Raw genomic sequence first — 22,959 nt, 5'->3', positions numbered from 1 at the left:
CTCATCTGCGCGAGGCGGCGTGAGTCTCTCAGAGATCGATGCGCTCCGGCAGCGGCTGCGGGAGCTCGAAAGCGAAAATGCCCGTCTTCAGGCCCTGTTCGCCGCCGATGCCGGCAAGCGCGCGCGCGCCGAGACCGCCCTGGCGGAGAGCGAGGAGCGGTACCGGACGCTGTTCAACTCGATCGATGAAGGCTTCTGCATCATCGAGTTCTTCGACGGCCCGCACGGCCCGCTGAGCGACTACGTCCATGTCGAGGCCAACCCGGCCTACGCGCTGCATGCGGGCATTCCGAACGTGGTCGGACAGAAGGTGCGGGAGATGGTGCCGGGCGAGGCCGACGGCTGGGTCGAGCTCTATGGCGGCGTGCTGCGCACCGGCGAGCCGATCCGGTTCGAGCGCGAGCTGGTCGCCACCGGACGTTATCTTGAGCTCGCGGCGTTCCGGGCGGAGCCGGCCGAACGTCGACAGGTCGCGGTGCTGTTCCAGGACATCACCGCGCGCAAGCGCGCCGAGGCTGCACTACAGGAGATCAACGACACGCTGGAGGCCCGCGTGGTCGCCGCGCTCGCCGAGCGCAAGCTGCTCGCCGACATCGTCGAAGGCACCAACGCCTTCGTGCAGGTGGTCGATACGCAATACCGCCTGATCGCGATCAACGGCGCAGCCGTGCAGGAGTTTGGACGTGTCTTCGGCCTCCAGCCCAAGATCGGCGACGACATGCTGGAGCTGTTCAAGGATCTACCGGAGCATCGGGCGGCGGTTCGCGCGGTATGGTCCCGCGCGCTGGCTGGCGAGGAGTTCGTCGCGGTCGAGGAATTCGGCGATCCCGGCCGCGACCGCCGCTTCTACGAAATGCGCTTCTCGGTGCTGCGCGACGCCGCGGGCCGACAGATCGGCGCCTATCAGTTCGCCTATGACGTCACCGACCGGCTGCGCGAACAGACCCGGCTGCACGAGGCCGAGGAGGCGTTGCGGCAGTCGCAGAAGATGGAGGCCGTCGGACAGCTCACCGGCGGCATCGCCCATGATTTCAACAATCTGCTGACCGGCATCCTGGGCTCGCTCGAGATGCTGCAGACCCGCCTGCGCCAGGGCCGCTTTGCCGATGTGGACCGTTACGTCGCGGCCGCCCAGGGCGCCTCGAAGCGCGCCGCGGCGCTGACCCATCGCCTGCTCGCCTTTTCGCGCCGGCAGACGCTCGACCCCAAGCCGACCGACGTAAACCGGCTCGTCATGGGCATGGAGGAGCTGGTCCGCCGCACCGTCGGCCCGCAGATCGCGCTCGAGGTCGTGACCGCCGGAGGTCTGTGGCCGGCGCTGATCGATTCCTCGCAGCTCGAAAGCGCCCTGCTCAACCTCTGCATCAATGCCCGCGACGCGATGCCCGAGGGCGGCCGAATCACGATCGAGACCGCCAACAAATGGCTCGACGACCGCGCCGCGCGCGAGCGCGACCTGCCGCCCGGCCAATACATCTCGCTGTGCGTGACCGATACCGGCACCGGCATGACGCCCGACGTGATCGAGCACGCCTTCGATCCGTTCTTCACCACCAAGCCGATCGGCCAGGGCACCGGCCTCGGCCTATCGATGGTCTACGGCTTTGTCCGGCAGTCCGGCGGACAGGTGCGGATCTATTCCGAGCTCGGTCAGGGCACCACGATGTGTCTCTATTTCCCGCGGCATTATGCCGGTGCCGTTGAGACCAGCGATCCCGCGCGCGCCAGCGCGGCGCCGTCTTCCCGCACCGGCCAGACCATCCTCGTTGTCGACGACGAGCCGACGGTGCGCATGGTGGTGATGGAGGTGCTCGACGAGTGCGGCTACGCGGTGGTCGAAGCCAAGGACGGACCGACCGGCCTTGCGGCGCTGCAATCAGACGCGCGCATCGATCTCCTGATCACCGATGTCGGTCTGCCCGGCGGCATGAATGGCCGCCAGCTGGCCGATGCGGCGCGCGCGACGCGGCCGGATCTCAAGGTGCTGTTCATCACCGGCTACGCCGAGAACGCGATCCTGAGCAGCGGCCAGCTCGCGCCGGGGATGCAGGTGCTGACCAAGCCGTTCGACGTCGAGGCGCTCGCCGCCCGCGTCGGCGAGATGGTGGAGAGCTGAACGCGTGATCGCCGCCGTCTTGCCCTCGATCAGCCGCGCAGGCCCGGCGCTTCGTGGCCGCTGCGCGCGACATACTCGGTGTAGCCGCCGCCATACTGGTGCAGGCCGTCGGGTGTCAGCTCCAGCACGCGGTTGGAGAGCGCGGCGAGGAAATGACGATCGTGCGAGACGAACAGCATGGTCCCCTCGAAGTTCGACAGGGCCGCGATCAGCATTTCCTTGGTCGCCATGTCCAGATGGTTGGTCGGCTCGTCCAGCACCAGGAAGTTCGGCGGATCGTAGAGCATCTTGGCCATCACGAGCCGTGCCTTCTCGCCGCCCGACAGCACCCGGCATCTTTTCTCGACGTCGTCGCCGGAGAATCCGAAGCAGCCCGCCAGTGCCCGCAACGAGCCCTGACCGGCCTGTGGAAACGAATGCTCGAGCGACTCGAACACCGTCTCGTCGCCGTCGAGCAGGTCCATCGCATGCTGCGCGAAGTAGCCCATCTTGACGCTGCCGCCGATCGTCACCGAGCCGTCATCGGGCTCCGCGCTACCCGCGACGAGCTTCAACAGGGTCGACTTGCCAGCGCCATTGACGCCCATCACGCACCAGCGCTCGCGGCGCCGGATCATGAAGTCCAGCCCGTCGTAGATGCGGCGGCTGCCATAGCTCTTCGACACCTTCTTCAGCGCCACCACGTCCTCGCCCGAGCGCGGCGCCGGCAGGAAGTCGAACGCGACGGTCTGGCGCCGCTTCGGCGGCTCGACCCGCTCGATCTTGTCGAGCTTCTTGACCCGGCTCTGCACCTGCGCCGCATGCGAGGCCCGCGCCTTGAAACGCTCGATGAACTTGATCTCCTTGGCGAGCATCGCCTGCTGGCGCTCATATTGCGCCTGCTGCTGCTTCTCGTTCAGCGCCCGCTGCTGCTCGTAGAAATCGTAGTCGCCGGAATAGGTCGTGAGCTGGCCGGCGTCGATCTCGATCACCTTGTTGATGATGCGGTTGATGAATTCGCGGTCGTGCGAGGTCATCAGCAGCGCGCCCTCGTAACCTTTCAGGAAATGCTCCAGCCAGATCAGGCTCTCGAGATCGAGGTGGTTGGACGGCTCGTCGAGCAGCATCACGTCGGGACGCATCAGGAGGATGCGCGCCAGAGCGACGCGCATCTTCCAGCCGCCGGACAACAGGCCGACATCCTTGTCCATCATCTCCTCGGAGAAGCCGAGGCCGGCCAGTGCCTCGCGGGCCCGGCTGTCGAGCGCATAGCCGTCCAGCTCCTCGAACCGCGCCAGCACCTCGCCATAGCGCGCGATGATGTCGTCCATCTCGTCGGCGCGGTCCGGATCGGCCATCGCGGCCTCGAGCTCCTTGAGCTCGGCGGCGACCGACGACACCGGCCCAGCCCCATCCATGACCTCAGCCACGGCACTGCGGCCGGACATCTCACCGACATCCTGGTTGAAATAGCCGATCGAGACGCCGCGATCGATCGAGACCTGCCCCTCGTCGGGCTGCTCGCGGCCCGAGATCATCCGGAACAGCGTCGTCTTGCCGGCCCCGTTCGGACCGACCAGGCCGATCTTCTCGCCACGCTGGAGGGCGGCGGAGGCTTCGATGAAGAGAATCTGGTGGCCGACTTGCTTGCTGACGTTATCGAGGCGGATCATGAGGTCTCAGGACATGGACAGGGTGCCGCCGCTCTTAGTCGATGCGCGCCGCCGGTGGAAGGCGCAATTTAGGCGCCCTCCGCCGCTCTGTCCGCCCCATCCCGGTCAGCGGCCCTGAGGCCGAAAATCCTGGTTGCCGAACGGCTTGTCGGTCGGAATGCGGATCGCGACGTAGCCGCGATCCATGGTCGCGTGGCAGGCGTTGCATCCCGACGTCAGCTCGGTCACGGCGGAAGCGAAGCGCTTGCCATCCTTGGCGGCTATGGCGTCCGAGATCGACTGAATCGGCTGGCCCAGCGTGGTGACGTTGTCCACCGGCAGTCCCGAATAGAACACCGCGGCGTCGGTCAGGCTCTGCCTCAGTTGCGCGAGCTCATAGGACGCGAGATCCCAGTTCTTGGCCTGTCCCGCGAACCACAGTTTCGCATGCCTGACTTGGATCAGATTCATGATGTCGCCGAGCCGCGGCAGATATTGTTCTGCATTGGACTGCGACTGTGCCGCCGCCAGGGAGATGGCCGAACAGGCGATCAGAACGCCTGAAACCCACTTGCGATAATTCATTCGACGCCCCGCTTCCATAAACCGCTTCCAGAAAGACATACCGCTGCGATCGAAGACGGACTTGCGATTGATCAAGGCGGCGCCTCCCCGATCACGCCAGCCCGCCAAACGAATGATCCGCCGAAGCGGCTGCTCCGGCGGATCATCATGTCAGCCCCGGCCCCGGGGTAATGTGTTCAGCGTCTTAGGCTGCGGCTTTCGCGCCGGTCGGAACCATCGCGATCGTCTTCAGGACCTGAGACGCGATCTGGTAGGGGTCGCCCTGCGAGTTCGGACGGCGGTCTTCCAGATAGCCCTTATAGGCGTTGTTCACGAACGAGTGCGGCACGCGGATCGAGGCGCCACGGTCGGCCACACCCCAGCTGAAGGTGTCGATCGAAGCGGTCTCGTGCTTGCCGGTCAGGCGCATGTGGTTGTCCGGACCATACACGGCGATGTGGTCGGCGCGCGCCTCCTTGAAGGCGTCCATCAGCTTCTCGAAGTACTCCTTGCCGCCGACCTCGCGCATATACTTGGTCGAGAAGTTGCAGTGCATGCCCGAACCGTTCCAATCGGTGTCGCCGAGCGGCTTGCAGTGGAACTCGATGTCGATGCCGTACTTCTCGGTCAGACGCAGCATGAGGTAGCGGGCCATCCACATCTGGTCAGCCGCCGTGCGCGAGCCCTTGCCGAACACCTGGAATTCCCACTGGCCCTTCGCCACCTCGGCGTTGATGCCTTCGTGGTTGATGCCGGCCGCGAGGCAGAGGTCGAGATGCTCTTCGACGATCTTGCGGGCGACGTCGCCGACGTTCTTGAAGCCGACGCCGGTGTAATACGGACCCTGCGGAGCCGGATAGCCGTATTCCGGGAAGCCGAGCGGACGGCCGTCCTTGTAGAAGAAGTACTCCTGCTCGAAACCGAACCACGCGTCCGGATCGTCCAGGATGGTGGCGCGGGCGTTCGACGGATGCGGGGTCTTGCCGTCCGGCATCATCACTTCGCACATCACCAGCACACCATTGGTGCGGGCGGCATCGGGATACACGGCGACCGGCTTCAACACGCAGTCGGAGCTATGGCCTTCGGCCTGCATCGTCGACGAGCCGTCGAAGCCCCAAAGGGGCAGCTGTTCCAGGGTCGGAAACGAGGAAAATTCCTTGATCTGTGTCTTGCCGCGCAAATTCGGCACCGGCTTGTAGCCGTCGAGCCAGATGTACTCGAGCTTGTACTTCGTCATTGAGCCTCTCTGTCTTATCGAAAGGTGGGAGCCCAGCAATCGAAGGCTCCCCGCTTACCCGGCCACGATCGGCCAGCGCACTCTTAAGCATGGAACGTGCCAAGTCCCGCGACGTCCCGTCGCATGGACGAAGGCCAATCAGGGCGGAGCTGGCGCTGGTTTTTGCACGTCAGGGGTGCGGCAAAGCAGCGCGACCGGGATTGCACGGAACGCATGGCGGAAATCAGAAGCTGGTCAAAACCCGCTTGATTCCGTGGCATTTGCGGCGATGCGCAAAAACGTCCGAACAAGCTCTCAGCAAGTCCGGGACATTTTTGAAAAGACCTGAGCCTCTTTCCGCAACCTTTGGTCCAGCCCAAGTGTTGGTCAGCTGCACGTTGCTGCGGAGGAAGCAAAGACAGAAATGCCCGCAAAACGCGCAACATGTGATTTGATTTTGGTCACGTTGCATTCCCTCCGGGCAGAGCCGATATCGAGACCGCTAACCACAAGAGAACGAGTCGGGCGCAGCATGACGTGTGGCCCGATGGAAGGAGACTGAGGAATGGACACTAACGTGCACGAGGGGTCCGCAAGGATCTATCAATTTCCGCGCGGAGGGCGGGCAGGTCTTGCGCCTCGCCAATCCGCGGCATCGCCGGCGCGGCCGATCGCGCCCTCGATCCAGCCGACGATCTACAGCGGCAGCTGGTATCACGACGAGGCGATCCAGGAAGCCAAGCCGGCGTGGGACCGCTGATGTCCGACTGTACCGTGCCGCTCACGCGCCTTTGCTGAAGGGTCGGACCGACAAGGTTCCGGCCCTTTTTTTTGCCCGCCATCAACCATGTCTATTGCTGACCGTCACCGACGGGCTCGACGTGGCGGGTGCATACGTTCCGCCGTCCTGAGCCGCTTCATGCTCTCCCCTGCCTTGCCGTCGCGCAGGCGAAACGATGCTTCACATCGAGCCCGCATTCCCTAGAATGCGTTCATGCCCGCCCATCCGCTCCGCCATCTCGGACTTCACGGTGCCAGCAACTTCAGAGATCTCGGCGGATATCCCAGCAGGGATGGTCGGCACGTGCGATGGCGGCAGCTGTTTCGGTCGAACCATCTTGGTCAGTTGACGGAGCCCGATGTCGCGGCCGTGCGGGAGCTCGGCATTCGCGCAGCGTTCGATTTCCGCGGTCGCGACGAGCGCGCGGCCGGCCTCTGCACGATCGCCGAGATCACCGTGCATTCCGTGCCGATCGAGCCGAGCGTCGTGCCGGCGCTGCGGGCCCTGGCGGCACGAGGACAGCTCACAACCGACCATGCCTTGGAGCTGATGCGCGAGTCCTACCGCAACTACATCCGCAGCTACACGCCGCGCTTCCGCGCGCTGTTCGAACATGTTCTCAACGGGAATGCGCCGTTGGTGATCCATTGTACGGCCGGCAAGGATCGCACCGGTGTCGCCTGTGCACTGGTCCTGCACGCGCTCGACGTTCCGGATGACGTGATCCTGGAAGACTACCTGCTCACGAACCAGCTCTATCGTCGCGAGACTGCAGCTCACGCGGATCTTCCCGCTGATGTGGTCCAGGCGATCGGGACGGTCCAGGCCTCGTTCCTCGCCGCTGCGTTCGACGCCATGCGTGATGATTTCGGCGACGTCGACGCCTACCTGCGCGACGGTCTCGGCATCGACGGCGCAGCACGAAAGACGTTACAGGCGCGCTATCTCACGCTGTGAGCCAGGGCGGCGCGAATACGCTTGAGCCCGATCAGGCCGCTTCGATATCGGCTGTCTCGGCGGCTTCCATCGCGTCGAGATCGGCAATCACCTCCTCGAATGCGGAAATCGCCTGTTGAACCGCCGCGATCTGCATCAATTCCCAGCCCGTCACCGGACCTGCACGGTTCTGCAAGGCGACCACCAGATCCCGCCGCTGCTCCTTCAGTTGCACCAGCGGCAAACCATGGTCCGGCAGATGTCTCATCATGTCAAAGCTCCAACGCCCCTCAAGCGGCATAGCGACAGGCTAGCGGGCGGCGCTGGCAATCCACTTACGAAAGTCCGACTAATTTTATCGATCAGGCCGGCACGACCGGCACCGTCATGATGGCGCTGGCCAAAACGTCGCTGATCTTCGCGGTGGCGGCCTCGCTCACATGCAAGCGGTCACCGTGCCCGTCGTCGAGCGCCGACAACGGAATCTGACCAGCCTCATGCCAGCTCTTCATCAAATTCCAGCGCCTGAAGAGATTGACGTTGGCCGCAGACGTGACCTTCTCGATCCGTCGCTGAATGTCCTCGGCACGCGCCAGCCTGTTCGGCACCGTCACGATCGCCGCGGTATATTGCAGGTCCATCACGATGGCGTCGATGGCCAGCCCCGCCAGCCATCGAAGGCCGACGCGCAGCGCCGCCTCGACCTCATCGGGACTATAGACCTCGGGCCTGTAGGCGGCGTTGGTGCCGACCTGCCAGATGACCAGCGAGGGCTGCTCCGCAATCACGTCGCATTCGAAGCGCGAGAGCTCCTCCGGGGATTCCTGTCCGCCCACACCCCGATTGAGGACGTCGATCAGGCAGCCGAAATTGGTCTTGCGCAGCGCCTGCTCGATCCGGGCCGGGAAAGCGACAATTCCGTTGGTGCCGGCGGTGGAAGATGAGCCAAGCGCCACGATCCGGGTCTTGCGCTGCGCATCCAGACTCTGCCTGAACTGTCTGATCGGACGGACAAAACCGGTGGCGACGTCGGGAAATTCGAGAGAGTCTGTCGCCGTCATGGTCACCTCTGACGAACCACGCTTTCTGATTGCAATTGCATGCCCCGGCCGTCCGGCCATTGCAACTCATCGGCAGGGCCATAGTATAACAAGCGGCGCTGTGGGGCGCGTCAACGGAGACCAGGGACGGAATGAACGGAGCAGTGATTGTCATTACGGGTGCGCAAGGGGCGCTCGGACGCAGCGTGGCCGATCTCGCGCTCGCACGGGGCGCGCATGTGGCCGGGATCGATCATGCCCAGGCCGAGATCCCGGCGAGTGACGACCGCATTGAGCTCGGAGGCGTCGACCTCTCCGACCCCGGGCAGGCAAAGGTCGCGATCGACTCCGTCGCCGCCCACTTCGGCACTCTGGATGCGCTGATCAACATCGCCGGCGCGTTCGCGTTCGAGACCACGGCCGACGGCAACGATTCCGTCTGGGAGACGATGCATGCGCGAAACCTGATGACCGCGCTGCACGCCTCGCGCGCGGCGATCCCGCATCTCGTCCGCTCCAGCACGGGCCGCATCGTCAACATCGGCGCCATGGGCGCGCTCCAGGCCGGTGCCGGCATGGGCCCCTATGCTGCGTCCAAATCGGGCGTGCATCGCCTGACGGAAGCGCTCGCGGCAGAATGGAAGGGCAAGATCACCGTCAACGCCGTTTTGCCGTCGACGATCGATACGCCGGCCAACCGCGCCAGCATGCCCAAGGCCGATTTCGACAAATGGGTGACGCCGCAGGAACTCGCGGAGGTCATTCTGTTTCTCGCCAGCGACGCCGCGAGCGGCGTGACCGGCGCACTGATACCGGTTGTCGGCCGGGTGTAGCGAAGCCAGCCGGTCACCCCGACTTTGCGCTGACATCACCGGACTCGGCGGGCTAGACTCGCGCGCGCTCTGAGTCGCACACATCGGACGGCCCCTTGGAAACCGCGCTCTACCTTCCCGTCAAACGCTTCCTCGAAAACCTTGGCTTCTCGGTCAAGGGGGAAATCGGCGGTTGCGACGTGGTGGCGCTCAAGGGCGACGACCCGCCGGTGGTCGTCGTCTGCGAGCTGAAGGAGGTCTTCAACCTGGAACTGCTGCTGCAGGCGGTCGATCGGGCTGGGGCCTGCGATGAGGTCTGGGTCGCCGCAAATCTGTCAGCACGTGGCAAGGGTCGTGAAAGCGACTCCCGCTACCGCAATCTGTGCCGACGGCTCGGCTTCGGCATGCTGGCCGTGACCTCAGCCGGAGACATCGAAGTGCTGGTGCGGCCGCCTACCACCGCGCCGCGCAAGAACCCCAAGAAGCGTTCGCGTCTCGTGATCGAGCATCAGCGGCGCAAGGGCGACCCCGTCGCTGGCGGCTCGACCCGGGCTCCCATCATGACGGCCTATCGGCAGCAGGCGCTGGCCTGCGCCTCGGCGCTCTCGGGCGGGCCGAAGCGCGTCCGCGACCTCCGCGCGGAGATTCCGGATGCGCCGAAGATTCTGCAGCGTAACGTCTACGGCTGGTTCGACCGCGCCGAGCGCGGTGTCTATGTCCTCACAAAAGCCGGCCTCGCGGCCTTGCGCCGCTGGCCCCAGGATATCCACATGACGCAGGTACCGTTGCCCAATCGCGACATGGTGAACGCATAGCTGGGCTGCCCCGCGGAATATATATTGCAATGCAACAATCCTGCTTCTAGGTATCCCGGACGATTCACGAGGCCCCCATGAGCGAAGATTGGAACACCAAGTACGGTCCGCGTCGCGTCAGGCGTGATCCCCCGACTCTGGAGGAAGCGATCTTCGCCGCGTCAGGCATCACCGACGACGTGCAGGCCCAGGCCGAGATCGCGTCGGCGCTGATGGGTCTGCCGCTCGAGCAGGTGCTGCCCGAGGTGAAGAAGGCAGTTCGCGTTGCCGCGCGCACCAACACGCGCGTCATCACGGCCGACCAGGGCACGCAGCAGCGTGCCGTCGTGGTCGAGCGCCGCACCGTGCGCCGCTTCAATTTCGACAAGCGCACCGGCACCTGAACGCCTTCCGGGGCGCATCGGCCAATGCAATCAAACGAAAAGGCGCGGCAGCGGTGATCGCTGTCGCGCCTTCGTCATCGCAGCAACGGCTCCGCTCAGGCCGCGCGCTTGTCGCCGTACATCCGGGTCACGAGCTTCCAGCAGGCCCGGTTGAGGGTGAAGAACGCACGCGCGGCCGCGATCGGCGCATCGATCACGAGCTTCGCCAGTTCATCCTGAGGCTGCTCGCTCAGATCGATCGTGCCGGTCGATTCGCCGTGACGGAACGCCAGATGCGCGCCGAATTTGGCCGCGAGCGCCCGCATCGCATGGTTCTGCGATCCGGTCGTGACGCGGAGCTTGCGATAGCCCTTCCACCGCGCCTCCGAGATCACGCGCTGGAACAGCAGGCTGCCGACCCCGCGGCGACGCACGCAAGCCTCCACGCTAAACGCAATCTCCGGAAGCCCGTCCTCGGACTGCTCCGGCGGATGCAACTCGGCGGCGCCGCGCACCATGCCATTTTCCATGTAGGCGACGACGATCGTGCCATCGGCCGCACAGCGGGCCGCATAGCGTTCGATGAAACTGTCATCGAGGAAGCCGTTGAATCGATCGTGCCGGCTTTCCGCATCGAGCCGCAACAGATGATCGCGCAGCAACGGCAGTTCTTCGTGCTGGCTGAGCGTCCGCACATAGCCGAAGCCCGGCCGGGGACGAAAAGTATCTACCTGTGACACTGCCTGAGACTCCTCTCGAGAGCCCTCGCACACAGACGTCTTTCCCTAGACAGAAGCTATATTGTGCATCGCAACATTCATTGCAAGCCCCGCGCTCTACGGAGAGAACATGCGGCCATGCAAGGATCGCGTGCGTTAACAATTCGTTTGTGTACGAATCATCACAGCACGAGCTGAGTCTGGGTCACGATCGCGACCAGGCGCCCGTCCTCGGTCTCCACCCGAGTCTGCCATACCTGAGTGCGGCGGCCGCGATGCACGGGCGTGGCGGTTGCGGTCACCACGGTCCCCTCCTTGGCGCCGCCGATGAAGTTGGTCTTGCTCTCGATGGTCGTGGTGCCCTTGGCATCCTGCGGCAGGTTGATCACGGTCGCAGCCGCGCCGACGGAATCAGCGAGCGCCATCACGGCGCCGCCGTGGATGGTGTGATGCAGGGTGCACAGATCCGGCCGCACCAGCATCTGCGCCACGACGCGATCGGCGCTGGCCTCGGTGAAGGTGACGCCCTTCAAGTCCGCGAACGGCATCTTCATCGCATTGATCTTGTCCAGCGGCGTCATACCGTTCCTCTCCTTGCGCACGGACGACACGTCTCCCCGTGCCTTCACCGCACCCTGGATGCGCCAAGCCCAGACCGCGCGGCAATGACCTCCGAGGTCATTGCCGCGACGGCCTTGCGCTCACGCCTTCTCGACTCCACACCACTCGGCGATGAACAAGGCCATGGTCTTGGTCGCCTGGCGTAGCGAGTCGAGATCGACATATTCGTTGAAGCCGTGCATCGCCGCGCCGGTCGCGCCGAAGCAGAGGCTGGGGATGTTGTAGTTGAGCCCGTAGAAGCGGGTATCCGTGAGCGCCGTGAAGACGAGGTCCTGCACCTCCCCGCCGTAGACGGCGGTGAAGGCCTTGCCGAACGCCGCCTCCGGCTCGGCCGAATTGGTCAACTCGTATCCTTCGGACAGGAAGCCGGACCACTCGACCACCGGCGGATTGTTGGAGAGGAAGCGGTGATCGCGCGAAGCCGCGGCGACGCAGGCGAGAATCTCGTTCTGGCAGTCCTTGACCGACCAGCCCGGCAGGATGGCGATGCGGCAATCGACGTCGCACCAGGCCGGCACGCTCGAGGCCCAGTCGCCGCCTTTGATGATGCCTGGATTGAAGTTGATCGGATGCGTGAGCGTCTTGAAATGATGGTCGCCCTTGGCGCGCTCGTTCCAGTCCGCTTCGAGCTTCTCCAGCGCATGGATCAGATGATAGCTCGCCTGGATCGCATTGGCGCCCACGCCGGCTTCGAACACATGCGCGGGAAAGCCGCGCACCTTGAGGCGGAACCAGATCACGCCAACCTGAGAGCGCACCATCTTGCCGCTGGTCGGCTCGGGGATGAAGCAGGCATCCGCGCGGTAGCCGCGCTGCAAGGTCGACAGTGCGCCGACGCCGGTGCTCTCCTCCTCGATCACGGACTGGACATGAATGCGCGCCGTCGGCTTGAAGCCGGCCGCCTTGATGGCATCGAGCGCATAGAGTGCGCCGATCGTCCCGGACTTCATGTCGCAGGCGCCGCGGCCATACATTCGTCCGTCGCGGATCACCGGCGAGAACGGCGGCGTCTCCCACATCTCGAGCGGGCCGGCGGGTACCACGTCGCAATGCCCCTGCAAGATCAGCGATCGCCCGGCCGACGTGGCCGGCCGGTAGGTTCCAACCACGCTGCGCGCCTTCGAGAAGTCGTGCTCGATCGGGCCGTAGCCGCGCATGTCCTTTAGATCGTCGAGATCGATGTGCCAGTCGTCGACCTCGTAGCCGCGCACACGCAGGAGATCGCCGAACATGTCCTGGCACGGCCCTTCGGCGCCGCGGGTCGAGGGGATGGCGACGAAGTCGCTCGTGGTCGCAAGCTGCCGGTCGAAGTGGGCATCGACGGCGTCGACGATGCGCTGCGTAGTGTCCTGGGTGATCATGCCTGTCGCGGTTCCAATTGCCGATGACCGCACCAAATCACAATCTGATGCATAGTTGCACCGGATTCGCCGCTGCTTTCAGAATCGCAAGGCCGCTCGTACATTCGCGCATACGAACGACGGTAACATACTTTGGATTTTGGCATGTCGGACCACCGCAATATCCTCTATTTCCTCCTCGGCATTCTCAGCGCGGCGATCATCGTGCTCGGCTACAATTTATATCAGGCCAAGAAGCAGCCCGAGGGTGTCCAGATCAATCTCGGGCCCAAAGGCCTGAAGATCGAAGGGAAGTGATGCGTTCTCAAATCTTCGCGTTCGCGGACGTCGCAGCCCGCCCTCTCGGCGTCCTCGGTATCTTGCTCTTGGTTGCCGCACCTGCACAGGCGCAATATGTCGGGCGCGAGCAGGACATCACGGATCTCCGGCTCGGCCAGCGGGTGCTGGTCGATGACGGCACCTGCCCCGCCGGCCAGGTGAAGGAGGTCTTGGGCTCCAAGATGGCCGAAACCGGCATTGTCCGCACCACGAAATGCGTGCCGCGGTTCGGGCCGAAAAGGAAGTAGCTGATCTCGTTCGATCGGGCCGTCATACGTAGCCGGCCTCCGGCACGTGACCTTCCGCACAGTCCTGAATCTGTGCATCGACGATGCTCCTGCCCCACGGACAATCTCGGGGACGCAGCATGTCGATGTCAGCGGTGCAGGATCACGGCTTCTTCGAAGCGGCCGACCGGCCGCAGCCGGTCAAGGCCGATTTCAGCCGCTACGCCCTGCTCGGCTATCTGTCGATTGCGCTGGTGTTCGGCGGCTTCGGCGTGTGGGCGGCCTATGCGCCGCTCGATCGTGCGGCGATCGCACCGGGCACCGTGTCCGTCTCCGGCGATCACAAGGTGGTTCAGCACCGTGAGGGCGGAATCATCAGGGAGATTCTGGCCAAGGAAACTCACGCCGTGCATCGCGGCGACCTGCTGTTTCGGCTGCAGCCGACCGAGGCCCAGGCCAACACCGACCTCCTGCGCAAGCAGATGGACGCGGCGCTGGCCGAGGAGGCGCGCCTCCTCGCCGAGCGCGGCAATGCGCGGATGATCACGTTTCCCGACGCGCTGCTCAACCGCCAGAACGTGCCGGAGGCGGCGCTTGCCATCGCCGACCAGCAGCGGTTGTTCGTCGAGCGTCGCAATGGCCTGATCAGCCAGATCAACATCCTCAACTCGCAGATCGCCCAGCAGCAGCAGGAGCTCGCCGGCCGTGACCGCCAGCGCGCCGCACTCTCCGCGCAGATCGCGAGCTTCGAGACGCAGATGAACAACGTGCGCCCGGCGGTCGCCGCAGGCTACTATCCGCGCAACAAGTTCCTCGAGCTGGAACGCGAGCGCGCCCGCGTCGAAGGCGACCTCGGCCAGGCGCAGGCCGACGTCGCGCGGCTGACGCAGACGGCGGCACAGACGCGCCTGCAGATCGATCAGACGCTGCAGAAATATCTGACCGAGGTCGGCCAGCAGCTCGACGGCACCCGGGCCAAGCTGTCGGACCTGCGCGAGAAGCTGGTCATCGCCGAGGACGTGCTGCGCCGGGTCGACATCCGCGCCGAGCGCGACGGCATCGTCATGAACATGAAAGTCCACACCGTCGGCGCCGTCGTGAAGCCCGGCGATACGCTCGCCGAGATCGTTCCGGTCGGCGAAGGCGTCGACGTGATGGCGCACGTCTCGCCGCGCGACATCGAGAGCGTCGCGATCGGCCAGAGGGCCGAGGTGCGCTTCTCCAATTTCTCCTCGCGCACCACGCCGACGATCTTCGGCAAGGTCTCGAGCGTCTCGGCGGACGCGATGTCCGACGAGGCGAGCAAACAGAGCTACTATTCGGCGCGCGTGGTGATCGACTATTCGACCATCCCGCCCGAGATCGCCGAGAAGATCCTGCCGGGCATGCAGGCCGACGTCATCATCTCCACGGGAGAGCGCACCGTGCTCGAATATCTGGTCGGCCCGCTGCTCAACACGCTCGCCAAGACGTTCCGCGAGAAATGAGCCGAGAGCACCTATGCCGACGGCGCTGGTGGCGTGCCCGCGACGACTGCAAGGTCGCGGGCACGCCGCACGCCGATGGCGTCCAGCTCCCGACCCTGTTCCGGATCGGCAAGCCTCTCACGCATCGCTCCATCCAGATCAACAAGGCCGGCAGCTGTCGCCACGCCCCCGGACATTGCGAGCTGCCAGCCTCTGGTCTCCGCCAATTCAGCCAGAAGCGCCGGCCACTCCGTCCCAAGTCCGAGCACAGCCACCTGCGAGGTGCGTCCAAGGGTCAGTTGCCCGACAACGATGTCGCCAAGGTGAGCACCAATCGCCAGCTCCACGGGCCGACCGATCTCCGCGGCGATCTTTTCGTTGACGCGGTCCATGACCACGTCCATGGCGCCGATCGCCTGCAGCGCATCGCGGCAGCCTTGGTCTGCTCCCTGCTCCTCGCCGAAGATGGCGAGCACGCCGTCGCCGAGGAAACGATCGATGCGCCCGGACTGGACTTCGATGGCTCCGCCAATGGCGCCGAAGATCTCGTTCATCATGAACCCGAGATCGGAGGGCAACCGGTCGCGCGCGATGGTCGCAATCGGACGGACGCGGACGTGGACCAGGCATACCGCACGGCGCTCGGCGGTGAGATGGTCGACGAGGGGCGCCCTCTCCGCTTGATCGCCGCCGAGGAGACGCGTGATCGTCAGCGGCGCCACCGGTCGGACCTGACAGGCCAGGCGCACATTCGCCGGTGCCGCCAATTCGGCGAGCATGGCACGCTCCGCGTGGCCGGGCGGCGCCAACGTCTCCGCTCCTTCATCGACCCGGACACGGCAAAGCCCGCAGCGGGCACGGCCGCCGCATTCGGCCTGGAGCGACAGCCCATGACTGCCGACGATCTCCAGCAGCGTCGGACCGACCGCGGCCTGCACCGTCGCGCCGCCCGTGACGGCAACGGCAATCTTCGGCGCTGCGAGCGATGCGACGTGGCGGAACACGATGATCGTCACGCCTGCAACGAGCAGCGCGACGGCCGCGATCTGCGCCGAAACCTGCAGCAGGGCAATCCACTTGGCGTCGAGTTCGCTCGGCCAATGGGTGACCTCGCGCATCTGCTCGGCCATGCCGGGATTGCCGAGCAGCGCGGCGACGGCGCGTCCGGACACCACGAAGCCCATCAGCGCCGCCAACGGCAGCGCGACGGCGAGGACGAACAGCAGCGGCTGCATCACGCGATACCAGCCACGGAATTTCAGCCAATGATGCAGGCCGACGCAGCCGTGGATCCAGACCAGCAGCAGCAGCGCGGTCTGAATCCACGCCGCCTTGGGCCACAACAACGCCAGCGCATAAAGGTAGCCGTCCTGAACGCCGAACAGCGCATGCGCGATATGGGTCTCGATGACATGCGGCAGCAACAGCAGTGGGATCGCAAATCCGGTGGCGATCTGAACAAGCTCCCACGAGGACAGCCGCCACGTGCCGCGCTGAACCGTCTTGGTGAACGCAAGCACGGCATGGGCGAGCAGCGCCGCCGCCAGCACGATCATTCCCGGCCACGATCGGGTGACGACCAGTCGCCATTCCTGCACCTCGTCCATCGCCTCGAGGCTGAACAGACCAACCGCATGGTTGAGAAAATGCGTCGCAGCGAAGGCAAACAGGACGAGGCCCGACACGAGCCGGATGTTCTGGGAGGTTACGGCAGGCATGAGGTCACTGTGATTCAGGCAAGTGCGAAATCTGGGCACGGCTGATCCATCCGGTAGCGGCTGCAACCGGCCAACTCAAGCGCCGGCAGATCCGCCTCGAGCTATGTGAGGTCAGTCACGGTCGACGACGGCTGCCCAGGCCAAGCTCCCCAGCACCATCGCAAGGGGATCCGACATGACGAGCACCACCCGAAGCCCGCTGGGAACCGCGCTCCGCGCGTGCTTTCCCGCGCTCACCGCGACCTTCGTGCTCAGCCTCTTCATCAATGCGAGCATGCTCGCCTCGCCACTCTACTCCATGCAGGTCTATGACCGCGTGCTCACCAGCCGCAATCTCGGCACGCTGGTCATGCTGACGCTCATCGTCGGTGTTTTCCTCGTGCTGTATGGCGTCCTCGAATTCGCCCGTTCCGGCGTTCTGGCCCGTGCCGGCGTGCAGTTCGAAGGCACGCTGCGCCACCCGCTGTTCGAGACGATGATGAAGGCGGAGCTGTCGCCGCGGCATCGCTTCGGCCAGCAGATCATCCGTGACGCCGAGACCATCCGCGACTGCATCTCCAGCGGCACCGCCGCCATCGCCTGCGATCTGCCGTGGACGCCGGTGTTCGTCGCGCTGTGCTTTCTGCAGCACGCCTATCTCGGAATCCTCTCTTTGCTCGGCGCGACGGTGCTGTTCTCGCTGGCGCTGCTCACCGAATTCTACACCCGCGCCAGCGTCGAGCGCACCAACGCGCTGGCCAACGAGGCCTCGCGCTTCGTCGCGGCGGCGCTGCGCAATGGCGAGGTCGTGCGCGGCCTCGGCATGGGCGACATCGTCATGGACCGCTGGAGCTGCCGGCAGTCGGCGATGGTCGATGCCCACAGCACCCTGGTCGAACGCGGCGCCGCGATGCATTCCGTGACCAAGTTCGCGCGCATGGCGGTGCAGACCTCGCTGCTGTGCATCGGCGCCTGGCTCGCGATCGAGCAGCAGATTTCGCCCGGCGCGATGATGGCGACGTCGATCATCATGGGCCGCGCGCTGGCCCCGGTCGAGCAGGTCGTCGGCCAGTGGAAGCGCATTATCGCCTTCCGCTCGGCCTATCGCCGGCTGGAGGAGCTGTTCCAGGCCCTGCCAGTCACGGCTGCGCCGACGGCGCTGCCGACGCCGCGCGGCGACATCGACGTCGAGAACGCCGTGGTGTGGCCGCCGGCGGCCGGCCGCCCCTCGGTCAAGGGCGTCAGCTTTTCGCTCAAGGCCGGCGAGAGCCTCGCGATCGTCGGCGCCTCCGCCAGCGGCAAGTCGAGCATGGCGCGCGCCATGGCTGGGGTCTGGCCGCTGCGCGAAGGCGTGATCCGCATCGACGGCGCCGCCTACAGCCAATGGGACCCAAACCGGCTTGGCAAGCACATCGGCTACCTGCCGCAGGACATCGAGCTGTTCTCAGGCACCGTCGCCGACAACATCGCCCGGCTTGCGAAGGTCGACGAAGCAGCCGTTGTCGCTGCTGCCAAGGCCGCCGGCGCGCATGATGTGATCCTGCGCCTGCCCAACGGCTACGACACGCCGATCGGCGAAGGCGGCGTGGCATTGTCCGGCGGCATGCGGCAGCGCGTCGGCCTCGCCCGCGCGCTCTACGGCAATCCGCGGCTCTTGATCCTCGACGAGCCGAACTCGAACCTCGACGAGGACGGCGAGCGGGCGCTGGCGCACGCCCTGGCCCAGGCGAAGACCGCCGGTCGCACCGTGATCGTCGTCACTCACCGTCCGCAGCTGTTGGCGCATGTTGACCGCATCATGGTGATGGCCTTCGGCAAGACGCTGGCATTCGGCCCGCGCGACGAGGTGATCGCCAAGATGCGCGGCCAGCGTGTCGTCATCGCCCACGACCGGGCGACCGCCAGCGCAGCGGCCTGAACGAACCCAGTGCAGATCGCACATCGCAAGGAGCCGGTCATGATCAAGTTCACATCGTCAACGAGGACCCTGCAGCTGGCCTTCGCGACCGCCGTCCTGCTGCCGATCTCGGCTTCGGCGGAGACACCAATGACCGCGCGGCAGATGCTGGCTCACGCGCAAACCCAGGCCCTCAATGTCCCCAGCGATATCAGGAAGCCCGAGTTGGACCGCAGCGAAAAGATCACCAGCGAGGCCGCCTCCGCAGGCAATGCCGCCATCGCCGCCCCGCTTCCGGTCATCGAGCCGCCGGCGGCGATCTCGCCGCCAGCCCCGGCGCTCACCGCACTGGCTGCGCCCGTCCCGGCGCCTGAGGCAGCTTCGTCGCAGACGCGTACCAACTCGCTCACGGCCGCCGCGCCCGTTGCTGAAGCTACCAAGACGTCGAATGCAGCGCTCGCGACACCGCCCGCGGCCGCCACCACCGAAACACGCCCGATGGCACCAGCCGCGACGCCGCCGGTCACGGCCGCGGCTTCACCGGCCCTCGTCCGCGCGGCCGCTCCTGTCGCCGCGCCGCCCCAGTCCGGCCTGCCGGCGGCGGCGGCCACCCAGACCACGGGGACGCAACCGGCCGCCCCGTCGTCCGCCGAAAAGCCTGCTCCTGCGCGGCATCAGCCAACCCGCGCCAGCGCGGCAGCGGCCCGCCCTGCGCCCAAGCCTGCTGCGAGATCGTCGAGACACAGCGACGAGGTTGCCATCAGTACCCGGATCTCGCGCATCATGCGCCGGCCGGACGTGCAGTCCTTGATGTCGCAATATGGCCTGGACTGACAACGAGCACCGCCAGACGACGATGGACGCTGATCGAGATCAGGCCCAGCGGCTGATCAGTTGGCCGGATCGAACATGCACTGCAGCGCGGGTTTCGCGATCTTGGTGAACGTGGGACCGATCTCCGCTCGCTTCGGTGCGGGCACCCAATCGGTCTCTATGGTCGGCACGCCGGTCTCACTGATCCCGCGCAGCAGCGCCTCACGCAAGTCGGCATCCTCCACCATCGCGGCCGCATGATCATGCAGGCAGGAGCAGACAGCTTCGGGATGCGTCCACCGGTCGAGCATATGAGGCGCACACTGCCGTACGAACTCGCCGCGCAGATCTGGCAATCGGGTCGTCGTCCGCGCCTCGACGGAGGACCAGAAGATGCACGACAGCGCGGCAAGCGCCGCAGCATCCAGTCGAAAACACATGGTGGACCGCTGGTTCTTGTTTTTTGTCATGTCATCCACGCGGGCCGGGACGACACGATTCGCATGTCGCTGATGCTTTCATACCCGCTTCACGTTTCAAGCGGTCTGCGGCACGGGCACAAAATGGTTTCATGGCCCCTCCGCTTCGTTTCATCGCGACCACCCGACGACACAGAATACAATCAAAACGAGAGTGACCTAAAGCGCCACCCGCTTTGACCGCGCCAGCGCCATCCAAGGCAACCGTCAATCTGCCGACGGAGAGCTTCTTAACGACCTTGCGTTAATCGTGGCCGGCAGGGCGAACCTCCCAGCTCACCACGGCAACCCAGCAGCGCGGCGCGTTGGGAGACGACGTTGCTCCCTCAGGGTCACCATGGACAAGCGCTTGCACACACCCAAGCCGAAGGTATCTCGCCGCAGCTCCCTGGCTACGCCGATGGCGCAGCAGCGGACCGAGAGCTACGCCGCCTCGGCCCCACAGAGCTTGGTGCGGCTGATCGGCTGCCACGATCCCGCCAAGCACAAATTGCCCAGCGAGGCTTTCGGCAGCCGATCGTCTCTTGGCACATCCCTTATTGAATGAAATCGCCGCACTTCTGGACTGCGCCGTCATCGGCTTTGCCCCAAGGCATGATCGGGACGGAGGAGGTCGAGTTCTTCGGCGAGCCCTCGATCAGCCTGTCCGAGTAGACCATGTAGACCAGCACGTTGCGCTTGGCGTCGCAGCCGCGAACGATCTGCATCTTCTTGAAGAACAGCGACCGCCGCTGCCGGAACATGTCGTCGGCCTGTTCGAGCTTGCGCTTGAACCTGATCGGGCCGATCTGCCGGCATGCGAGCGAGATGTCGGAGACCTCCTCGGCCAGGCCCAGCCAGCCGGCATATCCGCCCTTCTGCGGCACCGTGAAGTGGCAGGCGACGCCCTCGACCTCTGGATCATCAACGCCATAGGTCGCGAGCTTGTCATTCGGGCTGAGCAATTTGAACACGGTCGACCGACGGAAGATCAGATCCGGCTCGTCTGCGGCGTATGCTGAGATGACAGGCGAGGACAATCCGATAAGCAGTAGGCAAGCGAGGGTTTTCAGCCACAGATCAAACCGTTTGGTGGCTCTGAACGACATGTCGGTCTCCGTTATACCGCCGATGCTCGGCATACCGCCCATGTAGGGACACAAATGCCTGCAAGGAAGGCGCTCCAGCCCGTGACCTTCCACTACCCGTTTAACGGGATGTGAGGCTTTTCTGCTACGATTGGAACGAAATCACGCAGGGCAGAAGCCCCAAGCTGGTGAACGCAGACTCCGTCTGCGACACTAAAGACCAGATGGTTCTTGAGGATTTGCCGGAATGCTCTGCGTTCGTGCGGCCGCCAGGGGGCGGTTCTATTGTGCAGCAATCGTTTCAGTTCCGCTTGCCCTCGCAGCGACTTCACAGGCTGACGCAGCGTCTTATTACTACTGGAACGACTCTCAGCCCGTCACCATTGCTCCGACCTTACGCCCGGCCGCGCCGCGCAAGGCCAAGGCGCGCCACCTCGACAAGCTGAAGACCGAGAAGGAGGCTGCCAAGCCGCAAGGGCCGGTCACGATCGCGGTGTCGATCAACAAGCAGCAGCTCAAGGTCTACGACGCAAACGGTCTGTTCGCGGAAGCGCCGGTCTCGACCGGCATGAAGGGACATTCCACCCCGATGGGCGTGTTCAGCGTCATTCAGAAGCAGAAATTCCATCGCTCCAACATCTATAGCGGCGCCCCGATGCCGTTCATGCAGCGCATCACCTGGTCGGGCGTCGCGCTCCATGCGGGCGTACTGCCCGGCTACCCGGCCTCGCATGGCTGCATCCGCATGCCGCCAAGCTTTGCAACCCGATTCTATGGCTGGACGCGGATGGGATCCCGGGTCCTGGTCACGCCGAACGAGGTGGCTCCTGCGAGTTTCTCGCATCCGATGCTCGCTGCACTGAAGGCGCCGCAGCCGAGCGCATCGGTGCAACCCGATGCGACTGCGCCGGCGGCGATCAAGTCGGACAAGGGCGCGGCCGTCACCACCGCGATCACAGTCGCGACGACGGATCTGCGCGCCACGATCGGTCATGCCGAGAGCCCGCGCTCCGGCGAAGGATCGCCTGCCGCGTCGCGCCAGGTGCAGACCGCCGACGCCGCCAACGCCAACGGACTCCCACCGATGGTCTCGGATGCTTCCCCAAGCGTCGAACCATCGCGCTCGCCACCGGTGGAGGTTCAAAGCAATACTGCCGATCTGAAGCCCAGTGTCGCCGAGACCAAGATTGAGCCTGCGACCGCCGACGCAGAGGCCAAGTCTGCCCCCGGCGACGTCGCTCCGGCGAGCGAGCCAACGAATGCTGCGCAGGTGGCCGCTCCGGCTGTCGAGAAGCCGGCTGAGGCATCGAATGCCGAAGCCACCGGTTCGACCGAACTCAAGCCTGCCGAGTCCAAGCTGGCTGAGTCCAAGTCGGTAGAGTCCAAGCCTGCCGACGCCCCGATCGCGGACCAGCCTGCGTCGCCGTCCACACCGGCGGCAGAGGCACCAGCGAAGGCGGTCGATCCCAACGATCTCGCCAAGGATCAGTCGCGTGTTGCCGCGCCGGACAAGCCTATTGCGCCCAAGCCCGAATTGAAGCGCAACAGCCAGATCGCGATCTTCATCAGCCGCAAGGATTCGAAGCTGTACGTGCGGCAGAACTTCGCTCCGGTGTTCAACATCCCGGTCACCATCGCACCGGGCGACAAGCCGCTCGGCACCCACGTGTTCACCGCGACGGCTGACAAGGCCGATCCGGCGACGATGCGCTGGTCGGTCGTCTCGCTGCCCTCCTCGGCGCGGAGCACCGCGGCGAACGATGGCGCCGCCAAGGCGGTCCGGCGCGGCAAGAAGTCCGCGGGCGCCGATGCCGAGCTGAAACAGGTCGTTCAGCTAAGCAGCGCAGCCGAGGCGCTCGATCGCATCACCATTCCCGCCGACGTGATGGCGTGGCTCGGCGAAGCCCTGTCGACCGGAAGTTCGCTGATCGTCTCCGATCAAGGCATCAACCAGGGCGAAACCGGCGAGGGCACGGACTTCATCCTTTCGCTGCGCTGAAGACCGACGCCTTCCCTCT

General features: G+C 65.1%; 23 protein-coding genes. 12 read left to right on the top strand and 11 right to left on the bottom strand.

Translation table 11 applies throughout. From position 1 onward, the window contains the following. The first annotated feature begins 19 nt into the window (after window positions 1-19). Window positions 20-2,116, top strand: coding sequence for a PAS domain-containing protein (locus tag ACQR2C_RS08180; RefSeq protein ID WP_434880881.1), 2,097 nt, complete (start codon window positions 20-22; stop codon window positions 2,114-2,116). A gap of 29 nt (window positions 2,117-2,145) precedes the next feature. Here the strand turns inward: ACQR2C_RS08180 and ACQR2C_RS08175 are convergent, their stop codons facing one another. The 3 genes from ACQR2C_RS08175 to ACQR2C_RS08165 all read right to left on the bottom strand — a co-directional run bounded on the left by ACQR2C_RS08175 (window position 2,146) and on the right by ACQR2C_RS08165 (window position 5,551). Continuing rightward, entirely contained in the window at window positions 2,146-3,768 is a 1,623-nt protein-coding gene (locus ACQR2C_RS08175; protein WP_315800229.1) for an ABC-F family ATP-binding cassette domain-containing protein, read from the bottom strand. 105 nt (window positions 3,769-3,873) lie between these two features. Continuing rightward, window positions 3,874-4,332: a hypothetical protein gene (locus ACQR2C_RS08170; RefSeq protein WP_315800230.1), complete on the bottom strand. Its 459-nt coding sequence runs from the start codon at window positions 4,330-4,332 to the stop codon at window positions 3,874-3,876. Window positions 4,333-4,516: 184 nt separating this feature from the next. After that, the gene (locus ACQR2C_RS08165) at window positions 4,517-5,551 is read right to left on the bottom strand and encodes a glutamine synthetase beta-grasp domain-containing protein (RefSeq protein ID WP_315712320.1); all 1,035 of its coding nucleotides are present in this window, start codon (window positions 5,549-5,551) and stop codon (window positions 4,517-4,519) included. 544 nt (window positions 5,552-6,095) lie between these two features. Here ACQR2C_RS08165 and ACQR2C_RS08160 point away from each other — a divergent pair. Beyond that, on the top strand, window positions 6,096-6,290 hold the full coding sequence (locus ACQR2C_RS08160) for a DUF2735 domain-containing protein (RefSeq protein WP_315800231.1): 195 nt from the start codon (window positions 6,096-6,098) through the stop codon (window positions 6,288-6,290). 234 nt (window positions 6,291-6,524) lie between these two features. Beyond that, a complete protein-coding gene (locus ACQR2C_RS08155; protein WP_434880880.1) occupies window positions 6,525-7,268 on the top strand; it encodes a tyrosine-protein phosphatase in 744 nt (247 codons plus the stop codon). A 31-nt stretch (window positions 7,269-7,299) separates the two neighbouring features. On the opposite strand, the gene ACQR2C_RS08150 is transcribed toward ACQR2C_RS08155, so the two are convergent. After that, entirely contained in the window at window positions 7,300-7,518 is a 219-nt protein-coding gene (locus ACQR2C_RS08150; RefSeq protein WP_012044361.1) for a hypothetical protein, read from the bottom strand. Between the two features lie 91 nt (window positions 7,519-7,609). Further along, a complete protein-coding gene (locus tag ACQR2C_RS08145; RefSeq protein WP_434845890.1) occupies window positions 7,610-8,308 on the bottom strand; it encodes an SGNH/GDSL hydrolase family protein in 699 nt (232 codons plus the stop codon). A gap of 131 nt (window positions 8,309-8,439) precedes the next feature. Here ACQR2C_RS08145 and ACQR2C_RS08140 point away from each other — a divergent pair, with 131 nt between their 5' ends. From ACQR2C_RS08140 to ACQR2C_RS08130, 3 genes are all read left to right on the top strand, one after another. After that, a complete protein-coding gene (locus tag ACQR2C_RS08140) occupies window positions 8,440-9,120 on the top strand; it encodes an SDR family oxidoreductase (RefSeq protein WP_315800234.1) in 681 nt (226 codons plus the stop codon). A gap of 95 nt (window positions 9,121-9,215) precedes the next feature. Continuing rightward, entirely contained in the window at window positions 9,216-9,914 is a 699-nt protein-coding gene (locus ACQR2C_RS08135) for a DUF2161 domain-containing phosphodiesterase (RefSeq protein WP_434880879.1), read from the top strand. A 77-nt stretch (window positions 9,915-9,991) separates the two neighbouring features. Then, complete coding sequence (locus tag ACQR2C_RS08130; protein ID WP_172109527.1) at window positions 9,992-10,297, top strand: hypothetical protein; 306 nt, start codon at window positions 9,992-9,994, stop codon at window positions 10,295-10,297. Between the two features lie 95 nt (window positions 10,298-10,392). Here ACQR2C_RS08130 and ACQR2C_RS08125 read toward each other — a convergent pair whose 3' ends face one another. The 3 genes from ACQR2C_RS08125 to ACQR2C_RS08115 all read right to left on the bottom strand — a co-directional run bounded on the left by ACQR2C_RS08125 (window position 10,393) and on the right by ACQR2C_RS08115 (window position 12,977). Next, complete coding sequence (locus tag ACQR2C_RS08125; RefSeq protein ID WP_410053124.1) at window positions 10,393-11,049, bottom strand: GNAT family N-acetyltransferase; 657 nt, start codon at window positions 11,047-11,049, stop codon at window positions 10,393-10,395. 128 nt (window positions 11,050-11,177) lie between these two features. Continuing rightward, entirely contained in the window at window positions 11,178-11,576 is a 399-nt protein-coding gene (locus ACQR2C_RS08120) for a PaaI family thioesterase (protein ID WP_315800237.1), read from the bottom strand. A gap of 120 nt (window positions 11,577-11,696) precedes the next feature. Continuing rightward, on the bottom strand, window positions 11,697-12,977 hold the full coding sequence (locus ACQR2C_RS08115; RefSeq protein WP_315800238.1) for an ArgE/DapE family deacylase: 1,281 nt from the start codon (window positions 12,975-12,977) through the stop codon (window positions 11,697-11,699). A gap of 144 nt (window positions 12,978-13,121) precedes the next feature. Between ACQR2C_RS08115 and ACQR2C_RS08110 the strand changes: the two genes are divergently transcribed. From ACQR2C_RS08110 to ACQR2C_RS08100, 3 genes are all read left to right on the top strand, one after another. Next, on the top strand, window positions 13,122-13,274 hold the full coding sequence (locus ACQR2C_RS08110; protein WP_315800239.1) for a hypothetical protein: 153 nt from the start codon (window positions 13,122-13,124) through the stop codon (window positions 13,272-13,274). Further along, entirely contained in the window at window positions 13,274-13,543 is a 270-nt protein-coding gene (locus ACQR2C_RS08105) for a DUF6719 family protein (protein WP_434845888.1), read from the top strand. The genes ACQR2C_RS08110 and ACQR2C_RS08105 overlap by 1 nt, the downstream gene beginning before the upstream one ends. Window positions 13,544-13,662: 119 nt before the next feature. Next, window positions 13,663-15,009, top strand: a complete 1,347-nt coding sequence (locus tag ACQR2C_RS08100; RefSeq protein ID WP_316236618.1) for an HlyD family type I secretion periplasmic adaptor subunit — start codon at window positions 13,663-13,665, stop codon at window positions 15,007-15,009. 11 nt (window positions 15,010-15,020) lie between these two features. Here the strand turns inward: ACQR2C_RS08100 and ACQR2C_RS08095 are convergent, their stop codons facing one another. After that, on the bottom strand, window positions 15,021-16,706 hold the full coding sequence (locus ACQR2C_RS08095; protein ID WP_434880878.1) for an adenylate/guanylate cyclase domain-containing protein: 1,686 nt from the start codon (window positions 16,704-16,706) through the stop codon (window positions 15,021-15,023). A gap of 175 nt (window positions 16,707-16,881) precedes the next feature. On the opposite strand from ACQR2C_RS08095, the gene ACQR2C_RS08090 reads away from it, so the two are divergent. Together ACQR2C_RS08090 and ACQR2C_RS08085 are read left to right on the top strand one after the other, a co-directional pair. After that, window positions 16,882-18,603: a type I secretion system permease/ATPase gene (locus ACQR2C_RS08090; protein WP_434880877.1), complete on the top strand. Its 1,722-nt coding sequence runs from the start codon at window positions 16,882-16,884 to the stop codon at window positions 18,601-18,603. A 39-nt stretch (window positions 18,604-18,642) separates the two neighbouring features. After that, window positions 18,643-19,416 (top strand): hypothetical protein, encoded by a 774-nt coding sequence (locus ACQR2C_RS08085; RefSeq protein ID WP_434880876.1) that lies wholly within the window; start codon window positions 18,643-18,645, stop codon window positions 19,414-19,416. Between the two features lie 56 nt (window positions 19,417-19,472). Here ACQR2C_RS08085 and ACQR2C_RS08080 read toward each other — a convergent pair whose 3' ends face one another. Continuing rightward, window positions 19,473-19,835: a hypothetical protein gene (locus ACQR2C_RS08080; protein ID WP_434880959.1), complete on the bottom strand. Its 363-nt coding sequence runs from the start codon at window positions 19,833-19,835 to the stop codon at window positions 19,473-19,475. Window positions 19,836-20,410: 575 nt separating this feature from the next. Beyond that, entirely contained in the window at window positions 20,411-20,962 is a 552-nt protein-coding gene (locus ACQR2C_RS08075) for a CreA family protein (RefSeq protein ID WP_315800246.1), read from the bottom strand. 226 nt (window positions 20,963-21,188) lie between these two features. Between ACQR2C_RS08075 and ACQR2C_RS08070 the strand changes: the two genes are divergently transcribed. Then, the gene (locus tag ACQR2C_RS08070; RefSeq protein WP_434880875.1) at window positions 21,189-22,940 is read left to right on the top strand and encodes a L,D-transpeptidase family protein; all 1,752 of its coding nucleotides are present in this window, start codon (window positions 21,189-21,191) and stop codon (window positions 22,938-22,940) included. Window positions 22,941-22,959: the final 19 nt, after the last annotated feature.

The organism is Bradyrhizobium sp. HKCCYLRH3061 (assembly GCF_051168015.1).
In the GTDB taxonomy this organism is placed as follows: Bacteria; Pseudomonadota; Alphaproteobacteria; order Rhizobiales; family Xanthobacteraceae; genus Bradyrhizobium.
Note: the sequence above shows the minus strand (reverse complement) of the source record. Positions and strands in the feature narration are given on the sequence as shown.

Coding starts and splice junctions, on each gene's coding strand:
- ACQR2C_RS08175 (WP_315800229.1), bottom strand. CDS start 3,768: ATGATCCGCCTCGATAACGTCAGCAAGCAAGTCGGCCACCAGATTCTC.
- ACQR2C_RS08170 (WP_315800230.1), bottom strand. CDS start 4,332: ATGAATTATCGCAAGTGGGTTTCAGGCGTTCTGATCGCCTGTTCGGCC.
- ACQR2C_RS08165 (WP_315712320.1), bottom strand. CDS start 5,551: ATGACGAAGTACAAGCTCGAGTACATCTGGCTCGACGGCTACAAGCCG.
- ACQR2C_RS08160 (WP_315800231.1), top strand. CDS start 6,096: ATGGACACTAACGTGCACGAGGGGTCCGCAAGGATCTATCAATTTCCG.
- ACQR2C_RS08155 (WP_434880880.1), top strand. CDS start 6,525: ATGCCCGCCCATCCGCTCCGCCATCTCGGACTTCACGGTGCCAGCAAC.
- ACQR2C_RS08150 (WP_012044361.1), bottom strand. CDS start 7,518: ATGATGAGACATCTGCCGGACCATGGTTTGCCGCTGGTGCAACTGAAG.
- ACQR2C_RS08145 (WP_434845890.1), bottom strand. CDS start 8,308: ATGACGGCGACAGACTCTCTCGAATTTCCCGACGTCGCCACCGGTTTT.
- ACQR2C_RS08140 (WP_315800234.1), top strand. CDS start 8,440: ATGAACGGAGCAGTGATTGTCATTACGGGTGCGCAAGGGGCGCTCGGA.
- ACQR2C_RS08130 (WP_172109527.1), top strand. CDS start 9,992: ATGAGCGAAGATTGGAACACCAAGTACGGTCCGCGTCGCGTCAGGCGT.
- ACQR2C_RS08120 (WP_315800237.1), bottom strand. CDS start 11,576: ATGACGCCGCTGGACAAGATCAATGCGATGAAGATGCCGTTCGCGGAC.
- ACQR2C_RS08115 (WP_315800238.1), bottom strand. CDS start 12,977: ATGATCACCCAGGACACTACGCAGCGCATCGTCGACGCCGTCGATGCC.
- ACQR2C_RS08110 (WP_315800239.1), top strand. CDS start 13,122: ATGTCGGACCACCGCAATATCCTCTATTTCCTCCTCGGCATTCTCAGC.
- ACQR2C_RS08105 (WP_434845888.1), top strand. CDS start 13,274: ATGCGTTCTCAAATCTTCGCGTTCGCGGACGTCGCAGCCCGCCCTCTC.
- ACQR2C_RS08100 (WP_316236618.1), top strand. CDS start 13,663: ATGTCGATGTCAGCGGTGCAGGATCACGGCTTCTTCGAAGCGGCCGAC.
- ACQR2C_RS08095 (WP_434880878.1), bottom strand. CDS start 16,706: ATGCCTGCCGTAACCTCCCAGAACATCCGGCTCGTGTCGGGCCTCGTC.
- ACQR2C_RS08090 (WP_434880877.1), top strand. CDS start 16,882: ATGACGAGCACCACCCGAAGCCCGCTGGGAACCGCGCTCCGCGCGTGC.
- ACQR2C_RS08085 (WP_434880876.1), top strand. CDS start 18,643: ATGATCAAGTTCACATCGTCAACGAGGACCCTGCAGCTGGCCTTCGCG.
- ACQR2C_RS08080 (WP_434880959.1), bottom strand. CDS start 19,835: ATGTGTTTTCGACTGGATGCTGCGGCGCTTGCCGCGCTGTCGTGCATC.
- ACQR2C_RS08075 (WP_315800246.1), bottom strand. CDS start 20,962: ATGTCGTTCAGAGCCACCAAACGGTTTGATCTGTGGCTGAAAACCCTC.
- ACQR2C_RS08070 (WP_434880875.1), top strand. CDS start 21,189: ATGCTCTGCGTTCGTGCGGCCGCCAGGGGGCGGTTCTATTGTGCAGCA.